16 protein-coding genes, 1 tRNA gene and 1 riboswitch are annotated in these 20091 nt (G+C 73.3%); of the genes, 5 read left to right on the forward strand and 12 right to left on the reverse strand.

Features of this window, described 5'->3' with window-relative positions:
* Nucleotides 1–13 precede the first annotated feature (13 nt).
* Both WD794_01780 and WD794_01785 read right to left on the reverse strand, forming a co-directional pair.
* Nucleotides 14–307: a hypothetical protein gene (locus WD794_01780; GenBank protein ID MEX2289041.1), complete on the reverse strand. Its 294-nt coding sequence runs from the start codon at nucleotides 305–307 to the stop codon at nucleotides 14–16.
* 125 nt (nucleotides 308–432) lie between these two features.
* Nucleotides 433–522, reverse strand: a tRNA-Ser gene (locus WD794_01785).
* Between the two features lie 120 nt (nucleotides 523–642).
* Here WD794_01785 and WD794_01790 point away from each other — a divergent pair.
* Together WD794_01790 and WD794_01795 are read left to right on the forward strand one after the other, a co-directional pair.
* On the forward strand, nucleotides 643–2598 hold the full coding sequence (locus tag WD794_01790) for a beta-propeller domain-containing protein (protein MEX2289042.1): 1956 nt from the start codon (nucleotides 643–645) through the stop codon (nucleotides 2596–2598).
* A 103-nt stretch (nucleotides 2599–2701) separates the two neighbouring features.
* A complete protein-coding gene (locus WD794_01795) occupies nucleotides 2702–3604 on the forward strand; it encodes an SDR family NAD(P)-dependent oxidoreductase (GenBank protein ID MEX2289043.1) in 903 nt (300 codons plus the stop codon).
* 73 nt (nucleotides 3605–3677) lie between these two features.
* Here WD794_01795 and WD794_01800 read toward each other — a convergent pair whose 3' ends face one another.
* From WD794_01800 to WD794_01815, 4 genes are all read right to left on the reverse strand, one after another.
* Nucleotides 3678–5033: an FAD-binding oxidoreductase gene (locus WD794_01800; GenBank protein MEX2289044.1), complete on the reverse strand. Its 1356-nt coding sequence runs from the start codon at nucleotides 5031–5033 to the stop codon at nucleotides 3678–3680.
* Nucleotides 5030–6235, reverse strand: a complete 1206-nt coding sequence (gene serA, locus WD794_01805; protein MEX2289045.1) for a phosphoglycerate dehydrogenase — start codon at nucleotides 6233–6235, stop codon at nucleotides 5030–5032. Before serA ends, WD794_01800 begins: the two co-directional genes overlap by 4 nt.
* Before the next feature lie 60 nt (nucleotides 6236–6295).
* Nucleotides 6296–7831 carry a S8 family serine peptidase gene (locus WD794_01810; GenBank protein ID MEX2289046.1) on the reverse strand — a complete coding sequence of 512 codons (1536 nt, stop codon included), beginning with the start codon at nucleotides 7829–7831 and terminating at the stop codon, nucleotides 6296–6298.
* A gap of 145 nt (nucleotides 7832–7976) precedes the next feature.
* A complete protein-coding gene (locus WD794_01815; protein MEX2289047.1) occupies nucleotides 7977–9305 on the reverse strand; it encodes a hypothetical protein in 1329 nt (442 codons plus the stop codon).
* 18 nt (nucleotides 9306–9323) lie between these two features.
* A riboswitch (cyclic di-GMP riboswitch) is annotated at nucleotides 9324–9411 on the reverse strand.
* A gap of 427 nt (nucleotides 9412–9838) precedes the next feature.
* Between WD794_01815 and WD794_01820 the strand changes: the two genes are divergently transcribed.
* A complete protein-coding gene (locus WD794_01820) occupies nucleotides 9839–11329 on the forward strand; it encodes an EAL domain-containing protein (protein MEX2289048.1) in 1491 nt (496 codons plus the stop codon).
* A 200-nt stretch (nucleotides 11330–11529) separates the two neighbouring features.
* Here the strand turns inward: WD794_01820 and WD794_01825 are convergent, their stop codons facing one another.
* The gene (locus WD794_01825) at nucleotides 11530–12717 is read right to left on the reverse strand and encodes a helix-turn-helix domain-containing protein (protein ID MEX2289049.1); all 1188 of its coding nucleotides are present in this window, start codon (nucleotides 12715–12717) and stop codon (nucleotides 11530–11532) included.
* A gap of 99 nt (nucleotides 12718–12816) precedes the next feature.
* Nucleotides 12817–14025, reverse strand: a complete 1209-nt coding sequence (locus tag WD794_01830) for a molybdopterin molybdotransferase MoeA (protein ID MEX2289050.1) — start codon at nucleotides 14023–14025, stop codon at nucleotides 12817–12819.
* A 121-nt stretch (nucleotides 14026–14146) separates the two neighbouring features.
* Between WD794_01830 and WD794_01835 the strand changes: the two genes are divergently transcribed.
* On the forward strand, nucleotides 14147–14353 hold the full coding sequence (locus WD794_01835; protein ID MEX2289051.1) for a hypothetical protein: 207 nt from the start codon (nucleotides 14147–14149) through the stop codon (nucleotides 14351–14353).
* Between the two features lie 79 nt (nucleotides 14354–14432).
* Nucleotides 14433–15035, forward strand: a complete 603-nt coding sequence (locus tag WD794_01840) for a DUF305 domain-containing protein (GenBank protein MEX2289052.1) — start codon at nucleotides 14433–14435, stop codon at nucleotides 15033–15035.
* A 29-nt stretch (nucleotides 15036–15064) separates the two neighbouring features.
* On the opposite strand, the gene WD794_01845 is transcribed toward WD794_01840, so the two are convergent.
* The 4 genes from WD794_01845 to WD794_01860 form a co-directional block, all read right to left on the reverse strand.
* On the reverse strand, nucleotides 15065–16159 hold the full coding sequence (locus tag WD794_01845; GenBank protein ID MEX2289053.1) for a DUF1524 domain-containing protein: 1095 nt from the start codon (nucleotides 16157–16159) through the stop codon (nucleotides 15065–15067).
* Nucleotides 16160–16331: 172 nt separating this feature from the next.
* Nucleotides 16332–17480: an RnfABCDGE type electron transport complex subunit D gene (locus WD794_01850; GenBank protein MEX2289054.1), complete on the reverse strand. Its 1149-nt coding sequence runs from the start codon at nucleotides 17478–17480 to the stop codon at nucleotides 16332–16334.
* Nucleotides 17477–18400 (reverse strand): DM13 domain-containing protein, encoded by a 924-nt coding sequence (locus WD794_01855; GenBank protein ID MEX2289055.1) that lies wholly within the window; start codon nucleotides 18398–18400, stop codon nucleotides 17477–17479. Before WD794_01855 ends, WD794_01850 begins: the two co-directional genes overlap by 4 nt.
* A gap of 12 nt (nucleotides 18401–18412) precedes the next feature.
* Nucleotides 18413–20080, reverse strand: a complete 1668-nt coding sequence (locus tag WD794_01860; protein ID MEX2289056.1) for an MFS transporter — start codon at nucleotides 20078–20080, stop codon at nucleotides 18413–18415.
* Nucleotides 20081–20091 lie beyond the last annotated feature (11 nt).

Raw genomic sequence — 20091 nt, forward strand, 5'->3', positions numbered from 1 at the left:
GCCCGTCGTCGTGTCAGTCGACGTAAAGCCGGTCCGGGAAGACCTCGGTCACCACTGGCAGCGCTGCGTCCGTGACCTGCTCGAGCCACCGCCGCAGGGCGGGCTCGTCGGCCGCCTCGACCAGCCTGTCCAGCAGCAGCAGTCGTTCGGCCGTCTCGCGGCGCACGACGTTCAGCTCGCGGACGCGGTCGTCGATGCGTCTGGACAGGCTGGTGATCTGGGCGACCTCGCTCTCGATGCCCCACACGAGGCCGCGCAGGTCGAAGGTCAGCGTTGCCGCCGATCCCTCGCCTGGTGCCTCCGCCATGCGTCCACCGTTTCGCTCGTCGCCTGCATCCTCGTGGACCGTACGGCGGCAGTCGCGGCCGTACGGCCAGCGACACGGCTCGGCGGCGGGTGAGCGGGGTCGCACAGGCCCAGTGCAGCCCGGAGCGGAGGCGGGGAGATTTGAACTCCCGATGGGCTTGAGACCCAAACCGCATTAGCAGTGCGGCGCCATAGACCGGACTAGGCGACGCCTCCCCGACGGCCTCGCGACCGTCGGCAGGCACTCTACCGAACGGCGGCCGGGCTGCCGAAGGTCGCAGGGATCCGGACGCCCTCCGGCTGCGTCCCACCCCCAGCCGACTCCCGGGGGTTCCCATGCCAGCTCGTTCCCACTCCGCCGCGGCCGGCGTCGTCGCCGCGGTCCTCGCCGCCACCGGGGCGCTGACGCTGCTGCCCGGCGCCGCCCCGACCGCGTCGGCGCAGGACCTGGTGCCGTACGCCTCCTGCGCCGCGCTGCTGGAGCACTACCGCGGCGAGCTGGAGAAGACGGCGACGCCGTGGGGCTTCGGGGCGGGCGGAATCGGCCTGTTCGACTCGGCCCGCAGCAGCGACACCGCGGCTCCGGCCGCCGCGGCACCGCAGCCGGTCGGCGCGGAGGCCGGTTCCGCCACGGGCGGTGTGGTCGGCAGCGGACCGACCGGCACCAACGTGCAGGAGCGCGGCGTCGACGAGCCGGATCTCGCCAAGATCTCGGGGAACCTGCTGCTCGCCGTGGCCGAGAACCGCCTGCAGGTCCTGCACACGGGAGCCCGGCCTGAACTGCTCGGCAGCGCGCCGCTGGGCCGCGATGCGTGGGGCGCGGAGCTGCTGGTCGACGGCGACCGGGTGCTTGTGCTGGTCCCGCAGGGCGGCTGGTCCGGCCGCCGCGGCTTCTCCGGCGGCGTCGGTCCCCAGCCCGGCAGCACGACGGCGCTGCTGTTCGACCTGTCCGAGCCGGCCACACCCCGGCTGCTGGAGCAGCTGGAGCTGGACGGCCGCTACCTGTCGGCCCGGCTCTCGGACGGCGCCGTACGCCTGGTGACCACCTCGGCACCGGCCCCGGCCGCGACGCAGCCGGTCGCGCCGTACGGCCAGGAGCAGCAGGCCACCGCGCTGGCGGCCAATCGCCGAAAGGCCTTGCAGGTGGGGCTGTCCGAGGTGCTGCCTCAGATCGAGCGGCGCACCGCCGGCGGGATGGTGCTGACTTCCGGCAACGCCGTCGGCTGCGGGCAGGTCCGCCACGCGTCCTCACCACAGGGCTCCAGCACACTGCTCGTCACCACCCTGGACCTGCGTCGCGGCCTCGAGCCGCGGGACACCACCGGCGTCACCACCGACGGGGATCTGGTGTACGCGGCGGCGGACCGGCTGTATGTCGCGACCAGCCGGTGGGGGACCACGCCCCAGCCGGTCGAGGACACCCGGCCGGCGGACACCGCCACCGCGGGCGTCGAGCAGAAGGTGACCACCGAACTGCATGCCTTCGACACCACGTCTGCCGACCGCACCGCGTACACCGGCAGCGCCTCCGTCCCCGGCTATGTGATGGGCCGTTGGGCGCTGTCGTCCCACGACGGGCACCTGCGCGTCGCGACGACCAGTGCGCCGCCCTGGGGCGGTGGCGCCCCGACCGAGTCCGGCGTCACCGTGCTCGAGGAGCGCGACGACGGGCTCGTCCAGGTCGGCCGGCTGCTCGGTCTGGGAGTCGGCGAGCGGATCTACGCGGTGCGCTACTTCGGCGATCTCGCGACGGTGGTGACCTTCCGCCAGACCGACCCGCTCTACGTGCTGGACCTCGGCGACCCACGGGCGCCCAGGAAGCTGGGTGAGCTGAAGATCCCCGGCTTCTCGACCTACCTGCACCCGGTCGGCGACGACCTGCTGCTCGGCGTCGGGCAGGACGCGGACACCAGCGGCCGGGTCACCGGGATGCAGGTGTCGCTGTTCGACCTGTCCGACCGGAGCACGCCTGTCCAGGTGGACCGGCTGGGGCTGGGGCAGGCCTGGTCCCCCGCAGCGGAGGACAGCCGCGCCTTCGGCTTCGACACCGGCAGCGCGACGGCGCTGCTGCCGCTCAGCACCTGGGACGCGAGCCCGACCAGCGAGGCACTCGGCATCCGCGTCGACGGCCACCGCCTGAGGGAGGCCGGGCGGCTGGTGGTCCGGGCCGACGCGCCGGCGGAGCGGGTGCTGCACGACGGGGAGCACGTGTACGCCGTCAGCCGGCGCGGGGTCGTCGCCGGCGCGATCGCCGACTTCGCGCGCACCGGGGCCGTCGACTTCGCCCGGTAGAGGGGGCCGGTTACCGGCCGGTAGCAGCGGCGCGCGACCATGGACGGACGCGGGCGCGGTCCGCGCCCGCACACCATCCCCCGATCTCGCCAGGAGCACCTTCGTGTCCGACATCAGCTTCGACGGCCGGGTGGCCGTCGTCACCGGGGCCGGCGGCGGCCTCGGCCGCACCTACGCCCTCGAGCTCGCCCGCCGCGGTGCCGCCGTCGTGGTCAACGACCTCGGCGGCAGCGTCAACGGCCAGGGCGGCGACTCCACGGCCGCCCAGCTGGTCGTGGACGAGATCGCCGCCGCGGGCGGCGACGCCGTACCGAACTTCGACTCGGTCATGACGCCCGAGGGCGGCGCGAACGTCGTCAAGACCGCGGTCGACAACTTCGGCAAGGTCGACGTCGTGGTCAACAACGCCGGCTTCCTGCGGGACAAGAGCTTCCTCAAGCTCACCTGGGAGGACCTCGACGCGATTCTCGACGTCCACCTCAAGGCGGCGTTCTACGTGAGCCAGCCGGCCTTCGCGATCATGAAGGAGAACGGCTACGGCCGCTTCGTGTTCACCGCCTCCAATGCGACGTTCGGCAACTTCGGCCAGACCAACTACGCCGCCGCCAAGATGGGCCTGGTCGGCCTGTCCAACACGATCGCGGTCGAGGGCGCCCGCGCCGGCATCCTGTCGAACGTGATCATGCCGGTGGCGAAGACCCGGATGACGACGGAGCTGCTCGGCGACTTCGCCGACTACCTGGCGCCGGAGCTGGTCACGCCGATGGTGACCTACCTGTGCAGCGAGGCCTGCACCACGACGCACGGCGCGTACTCCGCGGCCGGCGGGCGCTATGCCGCGGTCAACTGGACGCTGGGCCAGGGCTGGTTCGCCGGCTCGGGGGTGACCCCGACGGCCGAGGACATCCAGGCCCACCTCGACCAGATCCAGGATCGCGAGGGCGCCACCGTCCCGAAGTCGACCACCGACGAGATCGTCGCGCTGAACGACATCTTCACCACGTAGGCCGGCGGGCACCCGGTCCCTTGCGTCCTGCAGGTGGGGCAGACCCAGCGCTCAGCTAGCAGGACGCAAGGGTTCAGGGCAGGAGTACGCCGGGGTTGAGGGTCCCGCGGGGGTCGAGCGCGTCCTTGATCGCCCGCATCGCGGCGATCTCGGTTGCGCTGCGGGACAGCGGCAGCCAGCGGACCTTGGCGCGGCCGACGCCGTGCTCCGAGCTGATCGACCCGGACAGCGAGGCGACCAGGCGCAGCACCGCATCGGTCACGTCCTCGTCCCGCGAGCCGGCGCCGAGGACGTTGACGTGCAGGTTGCCCTCGTGCACGTGTCCGAAGACGATCAGCTGTGTCTGCGGTGCGACGGCCGAGACCGTCGGCGCCAGCTGCGAGACGAGCGTCGGCAGCGACCGGAGCGGCACCGACACGTCCAGCTTGACCGGCACGCCCTCGGCGTTGATCGCCTCGGTGTGCTGCTCGCGGTAGGCCCACAACGCGCGCTGTCCGGCCACGTCGGTGGCGACTGTCGCGTCGAGCAGCCCCTCGGCCTCCCCGACCGCCTCGACCAGCGTGTCCGTGGGATCCACCCGGTCCGCGCACTCGAGCAGCAGGTACGCCGGGTGCTCCACATCGAACGGCGCCGGCAGACCGGAATGCTTGCGTACCAGAGCAATTCCCTCGGCGAACAGCAGCTCGGCGGCGGACAGCGAGGGCAGCCGGTCACGCAGGCCGGGCAGCAGGTCCACCGCCGCCTGGGTCGATTCCAGCGCCAGCAGCGCGACGCACCGCGCGACCGGCCGCGGCACCAGCCGCAACCGGACCTTCGTGACGATCCCGAGGGTGCCCTCGCTGCCGGCGAGCAGCCCCACCAGGTCGTAGCCGGTGCCGTCCTTGAGCAGCCCGGCCATCCGCGAGACCACCGAGCCGTCGGCGAGCACCGCCTCCGCCCCGAGCAGCTGGGCGCGCATCGAGCCGTAGCGCAGCACCCGGATCCCCCCCGCGTTGGTCGCCACCAGCCCGCCGACGGTGGCCGAGTCACGGGCGGCCAGGTCGACACCGACGTCCAGGCCCGCCGCGCGGGCCTGCGCCTGCAGCGCCGCCAGCGTCACGCCCGCGCCGGCGGTCACCTGCGCGGCCGCGACGTCCACCTCGTCGAGCTGGTCCAGCCGGGTCGTCGAGAGCAGCACCTCGCCGCCGGCGGGGACGCCGCCGCCGACCAGCCCGGTGTTCCCGCCCTGCACCACGACGGCGACGCCCGCGGCGGCGCAGGCGCGCACGACCTCGGCGACCTCGGCGGTGTCACGCGGCCGCACCACGCAGCCGGCCCGGCCCGAGAAACGGCCCGTCCAGTCCTTTTCGTACGACGCGGTCAGCTCGGGGTCGAGCAGCACGTGCTCCGCGCCCACCGCCTCCCGGAGCGCGTCGAGGGGCAGGTTCACGACAGGACGCGCAGGCGTACGGTCTCCGGCAGTGCCCGCAGCGCCCCCGCCAGCGGCTCGATGGCGGCGGCACCGACGTCGGTGACGACGTAGCCGAGCGAGCCGGCGGTGGCGAGCAGCTGGCCCTCGATGTTGATGCCGTGCTCGGCCAGCAGCGAGGTGACGGTGGCAAGGACGCCGGGGGTGTTGAGGTGCAGGTGCAGCAGCCGGGTGCCGCCCGCGCGGGGCAGCGCGACCTGCGGCAGGTTGACGCTCAGCGCGGTGGTGCCGTCGGCCGCATAGTCGCGCAGCTTGCCCGAGACGAACGCCCCGATGTCCTGCTGCGCCTCTTCGGTGGAGCCGCCGACGTGGGGGGTGAGGATGACGTTGGGCAGCCCCCTCAGGTCCGAGACGAACTCCTCTCCGGCCTTCTTCGGCTCCACCGGGAAGACGTCGACCGCCGCGCCGGCGATGTGGCCGCTCCCCATGTGCGCCCGCAGTGCCTTGTGGTCGACCACGAAGCCGCGGGACAGGTTGAGGAAGATGCTGCCGGCGCGCATCCGGGCGAACTGCTCCTCGCCGAACAGGCTGTTGTTCGAGACCCGCCCGTCGACGTGCAGCGTGACGACGTCGGACTCGGCCAGCAGCTCGTCGAGAGTGCCGCAGCGGCGGGCGTTGCCGAGCGCGAGCTTGTCGGTGGTGTCGAAGAACAGCACCGACATGCCGAGCGCCTCCGCGAGCACCGACAGCTGACTGCCGATGTTGCCGTAGCCGACGATGCCGAGCCGGCGGCCGCGCACCTCGTGGCTCCCGACTGCCGACTTGTCCCATCGGCCGGCGTGCATGTCGGCGTTCTTCACGGTCAGCCGACGGGTCAGCGCGATGATCTCCGAGAGGGCCAGTTCGACGACGCTGCGGGTGTTGGAGAACGGCGCGTTGAACACCGCCACCCCCCGCTCGGCGGCGGCGGCCAGGTCGATCTGGTTGGTGCCGATGCAGAAGGCACCGACCGCCAGCAGGTCGGGCGCGGCGTCGAGCACCTCAGCGGTCAGGGTCGTGTTGGAGCGGATGCCCAACAGCCGCACGCCGGCGACCCGCTCGGCCAGCTCGTCCGGGCCGAGCGCGCGGTCGAGCCGCTCGACGTCGTAACCGGCATCCTTGAGGGTCCAGGCGGCGTCGGAATGGATGTTCTCGAGCAGCAGGGCGCGCTCGGGCGCGGACACGTCACTCCAGGGGGTCAGGCGGCGGGCTCCCAGGCTACCGGCGCCCGGTTCCGCAGCCGGCTACCGCAGCGTGAAGTCCGCCGTCGTCGTCTGGCCGTCACTGACCGAGACGTTCTGCGACTTGGGCTTCAGGCCCGGGGCGGAGGCGGTGCAGGTGTAGCTGCCGACCGGGACGGAGCCGATCGCATAGGTGCCGTCGCCGGCCGTGGTCGCCGACCCGCCCGGGCCGCAGTCGACCGTGGCGCCGGAGACCGGAGACCTGTTCTTGCCGTTGCCGGAGGTGACCGTGCCGGCGATCGAGCCCGAGCCCACCGGCTCCGGGTCGCTCGTGCCGCCGCTGCCGCCGCCCATCGCGCTGCCGAGGTTGACGATGCCGACGTTGTTGCAGTTCCCGCTGCCCTGCGCCGTGTTCACGAGCGCGCTGCGCGCCTGCGAGGCGGACAGGGCCTTCTTCCAGATCAGCATCGCCGCGACCCCGGAGACGTGTGGGGTGGCCATCGAGGTGCCGCTGATCGAGCCGTAGGTGTTGCCCGGGAAGGTCGACCAGATGTGGCGGCCGGGAGCGGCGATCTCCACGTCGCTGTTGCAGGTGCTGAAGCTGGACCGCTTGCCGTCGGCGTCGATCGAGGACACCGACAGAACGTCCCGGTGGTACGCCGGCCAACTCGGGGTGCTGTCACCGTCGTTGCCGGCGGCCGCGACGAGCAGCGTGCCGCGCGCGTAGGCGTCGCTGAGCACCTTGTTCAGCGCATCGTCCTCGGGGCCGCCGATGCTCATGCTGATGATCCGTACGCCGGCCTTGTGCGTGCTGAGGTAGTCGACACCGGCGACGATGTCGGCGTAGAAGCCGACGCCCGCGGCATCCAGCCCCTTGAAGATCGCGAGCGGGGCGTTCGGGGCCACGCCCGCCACACCGATCCCGTTCGCGGTGTGCGCCGCGATCGTTCCGGCGACGTGGGTGCCGTGCAGGTTGTCGTCCGAGCAGGTGCCCTCGACGATGATCCCGGTGCCGCTGTTCGCGGTCGCGCAGACCTTCGTGCGGTCCAACAGGTCGATGTGGGTGCGGTCGATGCCGGTGTCGAGCACGCCGGTGAGGGTCCCGCCGGTCGTCTCGAGCAGGCCTACGCCGAAGGCGAGGTCCCAGCCCTCGGGGGCGTCGATGTCGACGTCCGCAACACCCTTGACGAGACTGCCGGTCACCGGCTGCCCCGTGTTGTGCAGCCCCCACTGGTCCGGGAACAGCGTGTCGTCGGTCTCGATGGAGAACCTGTGGTTGAAGTCGGTGTAGGCCACGTTGGGGTTGCCCTCGTAGCGGGCGGCGACCTCGACCGCGTCAGCGCCGTCGGGGAGCTTCACCACGTCGAGGTTCAGCCGCGGCATCGTGTTCTCGACCCGGGCGCCCTCGGCCCGGTGCGCGTGCTCGCGGGCCGCACCCGGCGTGCCGGGGTCGAAGGCGACCAGCAGCCGCGTCCCGTCGTAGGAGCCGGACGGCCGTTCCGGACCGGCGGCAGGCGGACCGGCGGCGAGCGCGGGTGTCACCGCCACCGCAAGGCTGAGCAGGCCGGCGAGCAGGCTGGTGCGGCGGGACAGCGTCATGCACGGGCTCCAGGAATCGGCGACAGCGGTCCCGCGGGAGATTCGACGCGCGGAGCCGACATCCTGCCCAGCCCGCCCGGTGGACCGCGACATGCCGGAACCGCCCGGAGCACCAGCAGCTCCGGGCGGTTCCGTGTGCAGAAGGTCAGGAGATCTTGATCTTCACCGGCACGACCGGGGTCTGCGTCTCGGTCGCGGTCGGCAGGTCGGCGACCACCTTGCCGACCTCGGTCACGACCGGGGCGAGCGACGGCACGGCGGGAACGCTCGGCACGGTCGGCACCGGCCGCGGCTGCGGGCTGGTGGTGGCCTTCGGCGACGGGCTCTGGGACGGCGCCGGGGCCGGCGAGGAGGCGGCCGGCGCGGGGTCGCTGAGGGTCGGGGCGAGGAAGGAGCTGCGGGCGACGTTCCAGTGCGTCTGCAGGTAGCTGCCCTTGGGGGCGGCGGTCGAGTAGTAGTCGTTGTTGCGGCAGTCGAGCAGGTGCGCCCGGTCCTTGGCGCAGACCGCCTTCTGGGTGCTGCCGGCGGTCCGGTCGTTGTAGCACATGACCTCGAGGCCGTCGTTGCAGTGGAAGCCGGCCGTGGCGTTCGGCGCCGTGCGCTGCACCCCACCCAGCATGTGCACGACCTCGTGCGCCTCGACCTTGCCCCAGCAGGAGCGGTCGACCCGGGCGTAGCTCGGCAGGCCGTTGTTGTTCAGGTTGTCCAGGCCGGGCTTGTCGTCGGCGTACGTCGTCGCGATGCCGCAGTAGCCGGTGGTGTCGGCCCAGATGAGGTACTTCGAGCCCTTGGCGTCCAGGCCACGGGCCTGCATCGCGTCGATGGTGGCGCGGAAGGAGCTGAAGGCGGAGTCGGGAAGCGCGATGTTGAGGACGGTCAGGCTGCACGAGGAGCCCGAGGTGGTGGCGAAGCGGACGTGCCGGCGACCACCGGTGACGGCGGCACTGGCGTCGAACGTGCTGCTCACGCCGGCCGCCCAGCTGCGGATCGAGCCGACCGAGGCGGAGTAGCGGTCTGCCGCGCTCTGCGGGCGGGCGTAGACGGCGCGGACCCGGTTACCGGAGGTGCCGTCGCCGTAGCAGCCGATCGTGCCGGTGCTGCCGGTCGACCCGCTCGAGGTGCCCTCGGCGGTCTCGCCGGCGTGGCCGTGGCTGGCGTGGTCGTGCGGGGCCGGCTCGGCGTCGGCGCCGTGCATGCAAAGCGGCACGTTGCGGGCGGAGAGTTCGCAGTCCAGGCCGGCGGCCTGCTGCGAGGTCAGCAGCTCGACGGCCGCGGCCGGCACGTCGGCAGGCAGGGCCCGCGCCTGCTGCACCGTGGCCGGCGCGGCGAGGGCGGCGGCGGAGGTGGAGGTGGAGGAGGTGGCGGTCGTCAGCGACGGGCTGCCGGACACCGGGGGGAGCAGGACGAGGGCGGCAACACCGGCCAGCGACGTCGTCAGGGAGAGCAGGGCAACACGGGCAGCGACACGGGACATCGGAAACTCCAGGAGATCGTTGGTAGCCCGGCTGCCGGAGGTGCGAATACACCGAAGACCCGTGGCTTTGCGGACCCGCCTCTCGACGGGGGTGCCTTTGTCTGATCCGGGGCGACCTGTCCGCCGGTTGCTGTGGCGGTGGGTGGTGGTCGTCCGTTGCAAGGTGTTTCGGCGGCAGGTGCCCTGTTCTGGAACCGGTGGAGCCCCGTCCGGAGGGGGTGGCGCCGGGACTGCTCCGTCACCCGATCGGGTGACGGAGCAGCGCCGGGCGCGGCCTGTGCACGTCCTCACGAGCCGGGCCGACTGCGCCGTCCGGCCTAGTCACCACGGCCGGAGCGGTCACCGGGTGGGTGGTGTCGGCGTCCGGAATCCACCCCCGCGACCTAGTCACCTTTCGGCCGTTCGGAGCAGTCCCGCTGCTGTGTTCGCCTCGTTTCCGGTGAGGTGGCAGGCTGCTCAGGGAAACCGGGGGAGAAAGGCTGGTCGTGGAGGATCTCGATGGGGCGCCGGCGGGGCCCTCAGGTGCACCGAAGGTGCCCTCGGTCGCGACGGCGCAGGACGGGGCGCGCGCCGTCCTGGACGCGCTGCGTGCGCCGGTGCTGTTGCTGGACGGACGCTGCCTGGTGACGGCCGCCAACGGCGCAGCGGGCGAGCTGCTGCAGCGTGAGGTGAGCGGGCAGCCCGTCGAGGAGGTCCTCGTCTCCCCCGACGCCCTGCGGGGGGCCCGCCGGGCCGTCGCGGAGGGGGCGTCCTCGAGCTGCACCGCCGAAGCCCTGCTGCCCGACGGGTCACGTCGCGCGGTGGCCCTCCACATCGCCCCGCTGCGCCTGTCCGGGGAGGTGGACGGCGCCGTCGTCACCGTCGAGCGGCTGGCCGGAGGCGAGCCGGCCTCCGACGCCGCCTCCGAGGCCGCAAGCGGGACCGGGAGCGGCGCCACTGCCGCAGCCGGGAGCGGCGCCACTGCCGACGCAGCCCGCGGGTCCGCAGCGGCGGCCACGACTCCGTCCCGGTCCGGGTCGGCCGCTGTACCGGCGCCCGCAGAGGTCGAGCTGGCCGAGGAGCTCCGGCAGGCGCTGAACGGCGACGAGATCGTCCTGCACTACCAGCCGATCGTCCGGCTGCACGACCGCAGGCCGATGGCGGCCGAGGCCCTGGTGCGGTGGGACCACCCGCGCCGCGGGCTGCTGCGGCCGGTGGACTTCCTGGACACCGCGGACAGCGCCGAACTCGCCGGGCCACTGGCGGCCTGCGTCCTGCGGCAGGCCGCCCACACCGCGACCACCTGGAGCCGCACGCTGCGCAGCACCCCGCCGATCCAGATCGCGGTGAACCTCTCCGAGCGCCAGCTCCTGCAGCCCGACATCGCGGCGCTCGTCCGCGAGGCGCTCACGGTGGCCGACTGCCCGGCGGAACGGATGCTGATCGAGGTGGCGGAGGGGGCGCTCCTGCAGGATCCCGAGGCCGCAGGAGCCGCCCTGCGTGCCATGAAGGAGCTGGGGGTCGAGATCGCGGTCGACGACCTCGGCACCGGCAGTTCGGCGCTGTCCTACCTCAAGCGGTTCCCGATCGACCTGGTCAAGGTGGACCGGTGGCTCGTGGCAGGACTCGGCACCGACCCCGAGCAGAGTGCCGTCGTGGCAGCCCTGGTGTCGCTCGCCCAGGCCATCGGCGTGCGGTGTGTGGCCGAGGGCGTCGAGACCAGCGACCAGCTCGACGTCCTGCGCCGGCTGGGTTGCGAGCTCGGCCAGGGCTACCTGTTCAGCCGGGCGATGAACGTGAACGCGGCCACCGACTGGCTGGCGCGTGCGGTGTCACCCCGCGAGACGTCGGCCCGCGCCAGGAGTGCAGTGGAACCGGCGACGGTGCAGCGGATCCTGGACCTGCAGTCCGACGGGGCCAGCCTGCACACCATCGCGGCCCGGATCAACGCCGAGGGGCACCGCAACACCGACGGCCGGCGCTGGCACCACACCTCGGTCGCGCAGCTCATCGCCGGGCACCGCTTCCCCGGCATGAACGTCTGACCGACTCCGCCGACGGCCCGGCCGACTGAGCCAGCCTGGTGATCCACGCGAGGTTCAAGGTGGATCCGGCGCGCGGAACCACCTCGAGGTTCGCGTGGATCACTACTCGGTCGACGCAGCCGGCGGAGACGAGCCGAGGCGGCCGCCGCGGCACGGCCTGCCGTCCGTACCGTCGGGGTCGATGCAGGAAGCCGGCCGGATCAGGACGTCCGGTGTGCAGGCGGGTGCTGGTCCGCCTGCGCCCGCAGCGCCACCTCCAGCTCGAACCGCGCCTGCGGGTCCTCCAGCACCTCCCCGAACATCTCCCGCAGCCGCCCGAGCCGGTAGCCCACCGTCTGCGGGTGCACGTGCAGCGCGGCGGCGACGTGCTGGCGCTCTCCCCGGTGCTGCAGCCAGGCCAGGAGCGTCTCGGCGAAGCGTTCCCGCGAGCTGTCCCGCAGCGCGTCCAGCGGCGTCAGCCGGGTCGCCACCAGCACGGCCACCAGGTCGGGATCGCGGTGCACCACCAGATCGGCGAGGTGCTCGTCGGCGAACACCGGCCCGTCCCGCACGAGCCCGCGGATCAGCAGCGCCGACGCCTGCTGCGCCAGCCGCAGGCTGACCGGCACCGCCACCCAGGGGCGGCTCGGGCCGACCCCGGCCCGCCAGCCGCGCAGCGCCGTACGCAGCGTCTCGCGCGCCGCGGGCCGCGCCGGCGCGGGGAGCAGAGCCACCACCTCCCCGCCGTACGGCGCCACCAGCGCGTCGGGACCGAGCCGGGTACGCAGGCCGGCTGCGTGTTCCTCCTCCACGACGACGGCCGCGAGCTGCTCGGGCAGCACCCATCCGGCGGCGGACGCGGCCGCAGCCGCCGACGGCGCGTCGCCGGTGCCGGAGAGCAGCAGCGTGAGCAGCTCGCCGCGACGGCGGTCGGACTCGCCGGCCCGGCGCGACTGCTCGGCGGCATATCCCTCCGCACTGACCGCCGAGAGCTCGTCGATGTAGGCGAACACCGACTCGGCCAGCGGCATCAGCAGGCCGGGGTCGATGTGGGCGGCGAGGTCGGCGAAGCGACGGAAGGCGACCCGCGCACCGACCCGGTAGGCGGCCAGCAGGGACTCCAGGCTGCGCCCCTGCAGCAGCTCACCGCGCCCGAGCGCGAGGTAGACGTCCCGGTCCTGCGGCGCGAGTGCCGGGCTGTCGGTGCCCGGCAGGTCGAGGAAGCGGCCCAGCGCCACCTCCACCCCGGTGCGCACGCCCTGCCCGAACCGGCCCTCCAGCGGCCGGGCATAGCTCGGCACCTCCGACGGGATGCTGGTGACGACCTCGTCGACCACCTCGGGCAGGAAGGGCCGGACGCTGTCGCCGAGCCCGGGCGGCAGGCTCGACCAGGGTGTGGAGACGGCCATCGTCCTCCTCCGGCAACAACAACGGCACGGACCGCGCGGGTGGCGACCCGGCAAAGCATGCCCTGGACGCCGGGGTTCCGGACGCTAGGGCCCGAGACGCTAGGAGAGCGGCAGCACCTCGACCTCGGCACCGGCCGGCAGGTCCGCGCCGGGGGGCACGACCGCGAGCGCGTCGGCCAGCGCGGCCCCCCGCAGCATCCCGGCGCCGGCGTGCGGCACCGGACGGGCGCACAGGCCTTCCAGCCGGACCGGGACCAACCGGGTGCCGGCCTCGGCCGCCGGCACCGCCTCGTCCAGGACCGCCGCACGGCGGACCAGCGTGCGCCCGCCGAGACCGGCCAGCAGCGGCGCGAGGACCGTCAGCGTCGCGACCAGCGCCGCGAGCGGATTGCCGGGCAGACCCACCACGAAACGGCCGTCGGACAACCGGGCCAGCAGCTGCGGATGGCCCGGCCGGCAGGCGACCCCGTCCACCAGCAGCCGGGCGCCCAGGTCCTGCACGACCCCGCGCAGGTGGTCGGCCGGGCCGACCGAGCTGGCCCCCGTGGTCACGACGACCTCCGCGTCCGCCGTCGACACCGCGTCCCGGAGCAGCGCCCGGTCGTCGCGCAGGTGGCTGCGCCCGACCAGCTCCCCGCCGTGGGCGGCGACCAGCAGCGGGAGCTGGAGCCCGAGCGCGTCACGCACCCGCCCGTTTCGCGGTCGCCCGTCCAGCAGCAGCTCGTCGCCGGTCACCAGGCCGACCACCCGCGGCCGCGGCCGAACTTCCAGGGTGTCGTGCCCGCAGGCCGCCGCAAGGCCCAGCACCGCCGCGGTCACTGCGGCCCCGGCCGGGAGCAGCGCCTCCCCCTGCCGGCACTCCTCGCCTGCCCGCCGGATGTGCCGGCCCGGCGCGACCACCCCGTGCAGCATGTCAGCGCGCGGGACATCACCGCGGGGAACGTCGCGGCGCAGCTCGGCCAGCTCGACCTGCAGCACGGCAGTCGTCCCGGGTGGGACCGCGGCGCCGGTACCGACCGCGACCGCCGTGCCGGACCGGAGCCGGTCCGCCGAGCGCTCGCCGGCGAGCACCTCCCCCACGACACGCCAGGGGCCGTCACCGGCCACCGCGAAGCCGTCCATCGCGGAGGTGTCCAGGGGCGGCAGCGGGCTGAGCGCCACCAGCGGAGCGGCCAGTGCCGTCCCGGCGCACGCCTCGAGTGGTCGGCGTACGGCCGGCAGCACCGGCCCGGCCTCGAAGGCGTGGCGTCGCGCGTCGTTCCAGGACAGCGCGGGCTCCGCGCCTGCCTGCCGCCGGTGCCCCGCCACGTCCCTCCTCGGTCGCCCGGCTGATCCGCGGAGTCTAATCCGCGCCCGGAGGACTACGCCGCCGGCGGCGTCGGTTGCCCCTGGACGACAGGCACGTCCGCGTACGGAGAGCGGAGGACGCATGAACCGTCGCAGGAAGGCCACCGGCCGGGGCTGGTTCGAGCGGTTCGTCTTCAGCGTCATGGGCCCGCCGCAGGTGGGGGACGTCAACGCCCCCGTGACGGTGCCGCCGGACCCCGGGGCGACGCTGTGCCACAAGTGCCGCCGGCCGTGGGACGATCACGAGATCGTGCGCACCGGGAGCATGACCTATGCCAGGTGCCCCTGACCCAGGGGCGTGGTCGTCTGCAGGTCCGTCCGGGCCGGGCAGGACCTCCTGCCGCCACCCCTGCACCGAGGAGATCGACGTGAACCGACTTCTGACCGCCGCCGCCCTCGCCGGCACCCTCGCCCTGGCCGCCTGTGGCGGGTCCGCCGAGGAGACCGCCTCCTCCCCCGAGACGCACGCGAGCGGCCACAGCGGCAGCGCGGCGGCGAGTGCGGACTTCAACGACGCCGACGTCAGCTTCGCCACCGGGATGCGCCCGCACCACGCGCAGGCGATCGTGATGAGCGACCTGGTGCTGGCGACCGACCCGCCCGCGGAGGTGGCCGAGCTCGCGCGGCAGATCAAGGCGGCGCAGGACCCGGAGATCGCCCAGCTCGACGAGATGCTCGTGACGTTCGGCTCACCGCCGGCCGGCGCCGGCCACGAGATGCACGGCGGCGGCCACATGGGGATGCTCAGCGACGAGCAGATGGCCGAGCTGCGGGCGGCCAAGGGCAACGACGCAGCGCGGCTTTTCCTGCAGGGGATGATCGCCCACCACGAGGGGGCCATCGAGGCCTCGGAGACCGAGCTGGCGGAGGGCAGATACGAGCCGGCCAAGGAGCTGGCGCGCAGCATCGCCGAGTCCCAGGCCGCGGAGATCGAGACGATGAAGCAGATGCTGGAGAAGCTTCCCGCCTGAGGTCGTGTCCCGCCGCTCAGCGTGCGGGCTCAGTTCTCGCAGGCGATGCCGTCACCGTCGCGGTCGGACTTGCTGTTGGCCTGGTAGAGCGCATCGTCGTAGTGCGGTGTGTGCCTGGTGGCGCCGCCCTGGTTGGTGGCGCCCTGCCGGGCGACGCCGCCGCGGTAGTCCCGGCGCAGCTCGGTGCAGTTGGCGTACGCCTTCGCCCCGGCCTGGTTCGCCGAAGGCGCGGGCGCGGCCGTCCGCGCCGGCTGCTGCGCCGGTGCCGCCGGTGCCGCGGGCTGCGCCGGTGCCATGGTCGGGTTCCCGCCCGCGGGGACGTCCTGGCCGGGACACCCGCCCAGGACGCGGGCGATGGCCTCCCGTTCGGCCGGCACGACCCACAGCCCGTACTTCGCCTTGACCGCGACCTGGCGCGCGACCATGGGGCAGCGGAAGCTCTTGTTCGGCGGCAGCCAGGTCGCCGCGTCGCCGTCACCCTTGCTCATGTTCGCCGGGCCATCGACGGCCAGCAGGTTGAGCGGGTCGTTGGCGAAGGCGAGCCGCTTGCCCGCCGGCCAGGACTGCGCGCCCTTCTGCCAGGCGTCCGACAGGGCGACGACGTGGTCGACGTGCACCTCGTCGGCGGCGGACCTGTCGAAGGCGATCGCGCGACCTGTCAGCGGATCCGCGAGCCGCCCGGTCAGGACGACACAGTCCCGCGTCCCGGCTTTGAAAATCGTCGCGGTCAGATCCCGGCCGAGGATGTCGTTACGGGTGTCGCACCCGTTGCGGTCGGTGTCGGCCCACCGCTGGCCGAACAGCGCCCGGTCGTAGCCGGTCCGGGGCGCCCGGCCCTGCACGGTCAGGCTGCCGAGCACGGCGAGCGCCGTGGCCCCGTCCCGTGCCCTCGCCTGGGCGACGAGCAGGTCCGTCGTCGGCGGCGTCGGCCCGGCGGCCGGCGACACCGGTAGGGCCGCCGGTGACACAGCCGCCGGTGACACGGCCGCCGGCGAGACGGCTGGTGGGGCAGCCGCGCGTCCGACGGACGAGACGTCGGCGGCCTCCCCGGCTGCGGTCACGCAGCCGCTCAGCAGCAGCGCCCCCACCGCGATGCGGGCGGAGGTCCAGTACAGGTCAGGCACGGCGGGGCCTACGGGCGTTCTCCGACGGGTCGTCGTACCTGATCATGCCCGTCCTTCGGGAGTCGGAGTGAGCCTTCGGGAGTCGGGGCGAGCCACCAGCACACCCCATCCCGGTCGGCTGCGGAGCCGTTCACCTGTAATCGTCCGTACCGGTGTCGTCCGGCCGGCACCCTTACTGCGCGTTGACCTTCCCGACCTGGCCGCGCTCGATGAGGATCACCTGCTCGTTCCCGGACAGCGCGGCGGTGTCCAGCGGCGCCGCCAGGGCAATGATCGCGGCAGCGACGACCGCGGGGCGGCGGACGGCCGCCGCCAGCCTCGCCCCGAGCGGCCAGGCCTCGGCAGTCGTGGAGTGACCGGCCTGCAGCCTGCGCGTGCCGGCCTCGATCAGGGGCACGAAGGCGCAGACCACGGTCAGGCTGGCCAGGATGGCAACCTTGATACCGAACTCGGCAGGCTGGAGGGCGATGAGCCCGGCTGCCACCGCGGCGACGGCGGCGCCGTAGACGACGCGGCCGGTCGGCGCCTTCGGGGCGGTCTGCGGGTCCGACATCATGAAGAACACGAAGACCAGCAACTCCGGCGACAGGGCGATGTTCAGCCAGTAGGACAGCCCGCCGATCGGTCCCTCGTGCCAGAGGGCGATGAAGCTGCTACCGGTCAGCGCCAGGACCGCGATCAGCAGGCCGAAGGTGACCAGGAAGGACGCCGCCATCGGGATCATCCGGACCGACCTCAGGATCCAGAAGGCGCCGAGCAGGATGACGCCGTAGGCCAGCACGACTCCGAGGACGTTCGGGCCCCACCACAGGTACTGCGCGAAGACGTGGTTCGGCCCGACCACCAGCAGGACCCAGACGATGCCGATGTTCGACGGGTTGAACAGATGGCGGCCCTGAGGCCGCAGCAGGTGCTTGGTGAGCAGCGCGATCAGCCCGGCGAGCAGGAACCACTCGATGCCGTTGAGGCTCCACCAGTCCCCGGGACGGGTGCCCGAGGCCCGCAGGATGAAGGCAATGCTGCTGCCGGTGAGGATGCCGCTGGCCGGCCAGGCCAGCGTGCGCAGGCTGCGGAAGGTGAGCACCGACTCCACGAGGCCGCAGGCGACGATGGTGATCACGATCTGCGCGATCGACACCTTGAAGTCCAGCAGCGTCTGCCCGAGGACGTGCAGCGTCAGAATGACGGCCGACAGCTTCAGGCGCGGATCCCGCCGGTTGGGCAGCACCACCGGGATCTGCTCGCCGCGCCAGGTGATCGACAGCGGCTCGAGCGTCCCGGCCGCGGTGCCGGCGGTGGCCGGCGCGGGGGCGGTGGTCACGCCGGCTGCAGCCGCGCCGCGGCGTAGGCGTTGCTGGTCAGCTCGCACCAGATGACCAGCGAGCGGTAGCGCGTCGGATCGAGCCCCGCCGGCAGCACGAAGTTGAGAGCGCCGGCCGTGACGTCCAGCGAGGCGAGGGTCGGTGACCTCGCGTCGCGGATCTGCTCGGTGGTGCGCGGTGCCTCCAGGGTGCTGAGCTGGAGCTCGAGGTCGACGTTGGCGGTCACGAAGAAGTCCTCGAGCCGCAGGGCATACCTGCCGTCGGGCAGCCGGTAGATGGTGGCGCTGCCCGTCCCGACCTGGTCGACCCGGTAGAACGATCCGCTGACCACAGCGGCTCCCGGGGCGCCCATCCCCGGCAGGGGCGGCTCGACCAGCGGGACCTCGACCTGCTGCTCGACGTGCAGCTCCCACGGTCCGTCGGCGCTCACCTCGAGCCGCACGCTGCCGGTGTCGATCCCGTAGCCGGGCTCACTGGACGGGCACGCGGTGTCGAGCACGGGCCGCTGCTGGCCCGGGGCGCGGACGAGCATGCGCCCCGTCGAGCAGCTCGCGGTGACCCGGTACTGGATCGCTTCGGCGTCGATGGTGACGGCCGGCGTGGTGGTCGAACCGTCCCCGCTGAGCGTGGTCACCCCCTGCCACCACGGCTGGGAGCGCAGCACCGACTGCGTCGCCACCGAGGCGCCGGGATCTCCCGCGTCGCTGCTCCGGCTCACCGCCGCCGGTCGCGGGGTCGGGGTCTCGGAACCGAAGACCTGCTCGCGCAGCCCGAGGACGTTCCCCCCGAACATCGCGCTGACGACCACCGCGAGCAGCCCGACCGAGGAGGCGACCCGACGGAGGCCGCCTGCCGGGGCACTCCCCGGAGCTGTCACCACCGGGGGCACGCTCTCGCGAAGGTCGCTGTCCTGGGCCACCCCCCGATGGTGTCACGATCCGGGCTCGGTACGGACCGCTCCGGCCGCCGTGACCGGTGGGTGGCAGCCCAACTCCTCCGCGGTGATCTCCTCCAGCTGACGACGCCGCGTCTCGACTCCGACGAAGACCAGGGCGAGGGCGCCGAGACCGAGGGGTACCGCACCGAGCAGCGCGGTCCTGGCAATGGACGGCGGTGTCGTGCCGGCGACGACCAGGGCGAGGATGCCGACCCCGCCGAGCTTGCTGGCACCGGCGGCGAGTCCCGTGCCGCGTGAGCGCACCCGGGTGGGAAAGCTCTCGGACGCGTACGCGAGCAGCGCCGCCAGAATCGAGCTGATCCCGGTGATCGGCAGGACGAGCAGGAGGTAGAGACGGAGCCGGTCGTCGGCCACCCCGTCACCGAGGACGACGAGGCACCCGAGCGATGCTGCGGTGAGCAGCCCGAGCAGGATCATCGTCTTCTTGGCGCTCCAGAACCCGTACATCCAGGCGATCACGAACGTCAACGGAAACCCGAGCAGAGCGGAATCGCGAAGGATCGTGGCGGACGTCACCTCGGAGAAGCCCAGCTGCTGCAGGTTGGACGGGATCCAGAGCTGGAACCCGAAGGTCACCAGCCCGACCCCCAGCCCGAACAGCACCACCACCGCCGACAGCCCGGTCAGGGGCGACCGGAACAGCTGCGTCCAGCCACCGCGCAGGCCGTCCTCGATCCCGAGCTCGGACCGGTCCTGCTGCACGACGGCGGCGCCGTACCGGACCAGCACCGCCCGGGCCTCGGCGTCCCGGCCGTTCTGGATGAGGAACCTCGGCGACTCGGGGATCCACCGGTTGAGCAGCAGGAGCAGCACCCCGGTGGGCAGCCCCAGCAGCCAGAGGATGCGCCAGCTGTAGGTCGGCGTGAGCTCGGCCGCGAGCCAGCTGACCACGATGTAGGCGCCGGCGACGTCACCGCCGATCAGCACCATGAGCCAACCGCGGTGCCGCGCCGGGATGGCCTCGGCCAGCAGGGCGAAGGTGATCGGGAGCATCCCGCCTGCCCCCAGTCCCATCACGAAGCACATGAGCAGGTTCCAGCCGAAGCCGGGCATCGAGCCGCAGACGGAGGTGGCGATGAACAGGATCGCGGCCAGCAGGATCGCCGGGCGACGGCCCACCCGGTCGCCCAGCCAGCCCCAGATCAGCGAGCCCAGGACGGTTCCGGTGATGCCCGCGAAGGGGAGCCAGGCGACCGGGACCGTGCCGGCCGGGTTCAGGGCCGAGCGGAGTCCGTACTCCGCACCCATGCCGGGGAGCACGAAGCCGAGCGTCACCGGCTTCATCACGTCGATGGTGACCGCTGCCGACAGCACCAGCAGCAGCGCGATGTGCGTGCGGGAGAGCGGGGCGTCGTCGAGCGGCTTCACCCGGAGCGAGGCAGCCGCCGGCCGCACCCGCGAGCGGGGCGGCAGCAGGCCGTACAGCGTGGCGGCCAGGCCGACCAGGATCAGCGCCATGCCGGCCTTCATCGGGCCGTCGAGCGGCATTCCGGCCAGCCGGTAACCCATGTCGGCGGCGCCGAGGTACATCGGCAGGTGCAGGAGCACACCGAGCGTGACGGCGGCGGCGCCCGCCCAGAAGGCGGCCGGGGAGGCGAAGGTGATGCCACCCTGGCGTGCTGGTGACCCGGCGCCCTTCATCCGGATTCCCC

The organism is Mycobacteriales bacterium (genome assembly GCA_040902655.1).
GTDB lineage: Bacteria > Actinomycetota > Actinomycetes > Mycobacteriales > SCTD01 > SCTD01.

Coding starts and splice junctions, on each gene's coding strand:
- WD794_01780 (MEX2289041.1), bottom strand. CDS start 307: ATGGCGGAGGCACCAGGCGAGGGATCGGCGGCAACGCTGACCTTCGAC.
- WD794_01790 (MEX2289042.1), top strand. CDS start 643: ATGCCAGCTCGTTCCCACTCCGCCGCGGCCGGCGTCGTCGCCGCGGTC.
- WD794_01810 (MEX2289046.1), bottom strand. CDS start 7,831: ATGACGCTGTCCCGCCGCACCAGCCTGCTCGCCGGCCTGCTCAGCCTT.
- WD794_01815 (MEX2289047.1), bottom strand. CDS start 9,305: ATGTCCCGTGTCGCTGCCCGTGTTGCCCTGCTCTCCCTGACGACGTCG.
- WD794_01825 (MEX2289049.1), bottom strand. CDS start 12,717: ATGGCCGTCTCCACACCCTGGTCGAGCCTGCCGCCCGGGCTCGGCGAC.
- WD794_01835 (MEX2289051.1), top strand. CDS start 14,147: ATGAACCGTCGCAGGAAGGCCACCGGCCGGGGCTGGTTCGAGCGGTTC.
- WD794_01860 (MEX2289056.1), bottom strand. CDS start 20,080: ATGAAGGGCGCCGGGTCACCAGCACGCCAGGGTGGCATCACCTTCGCC.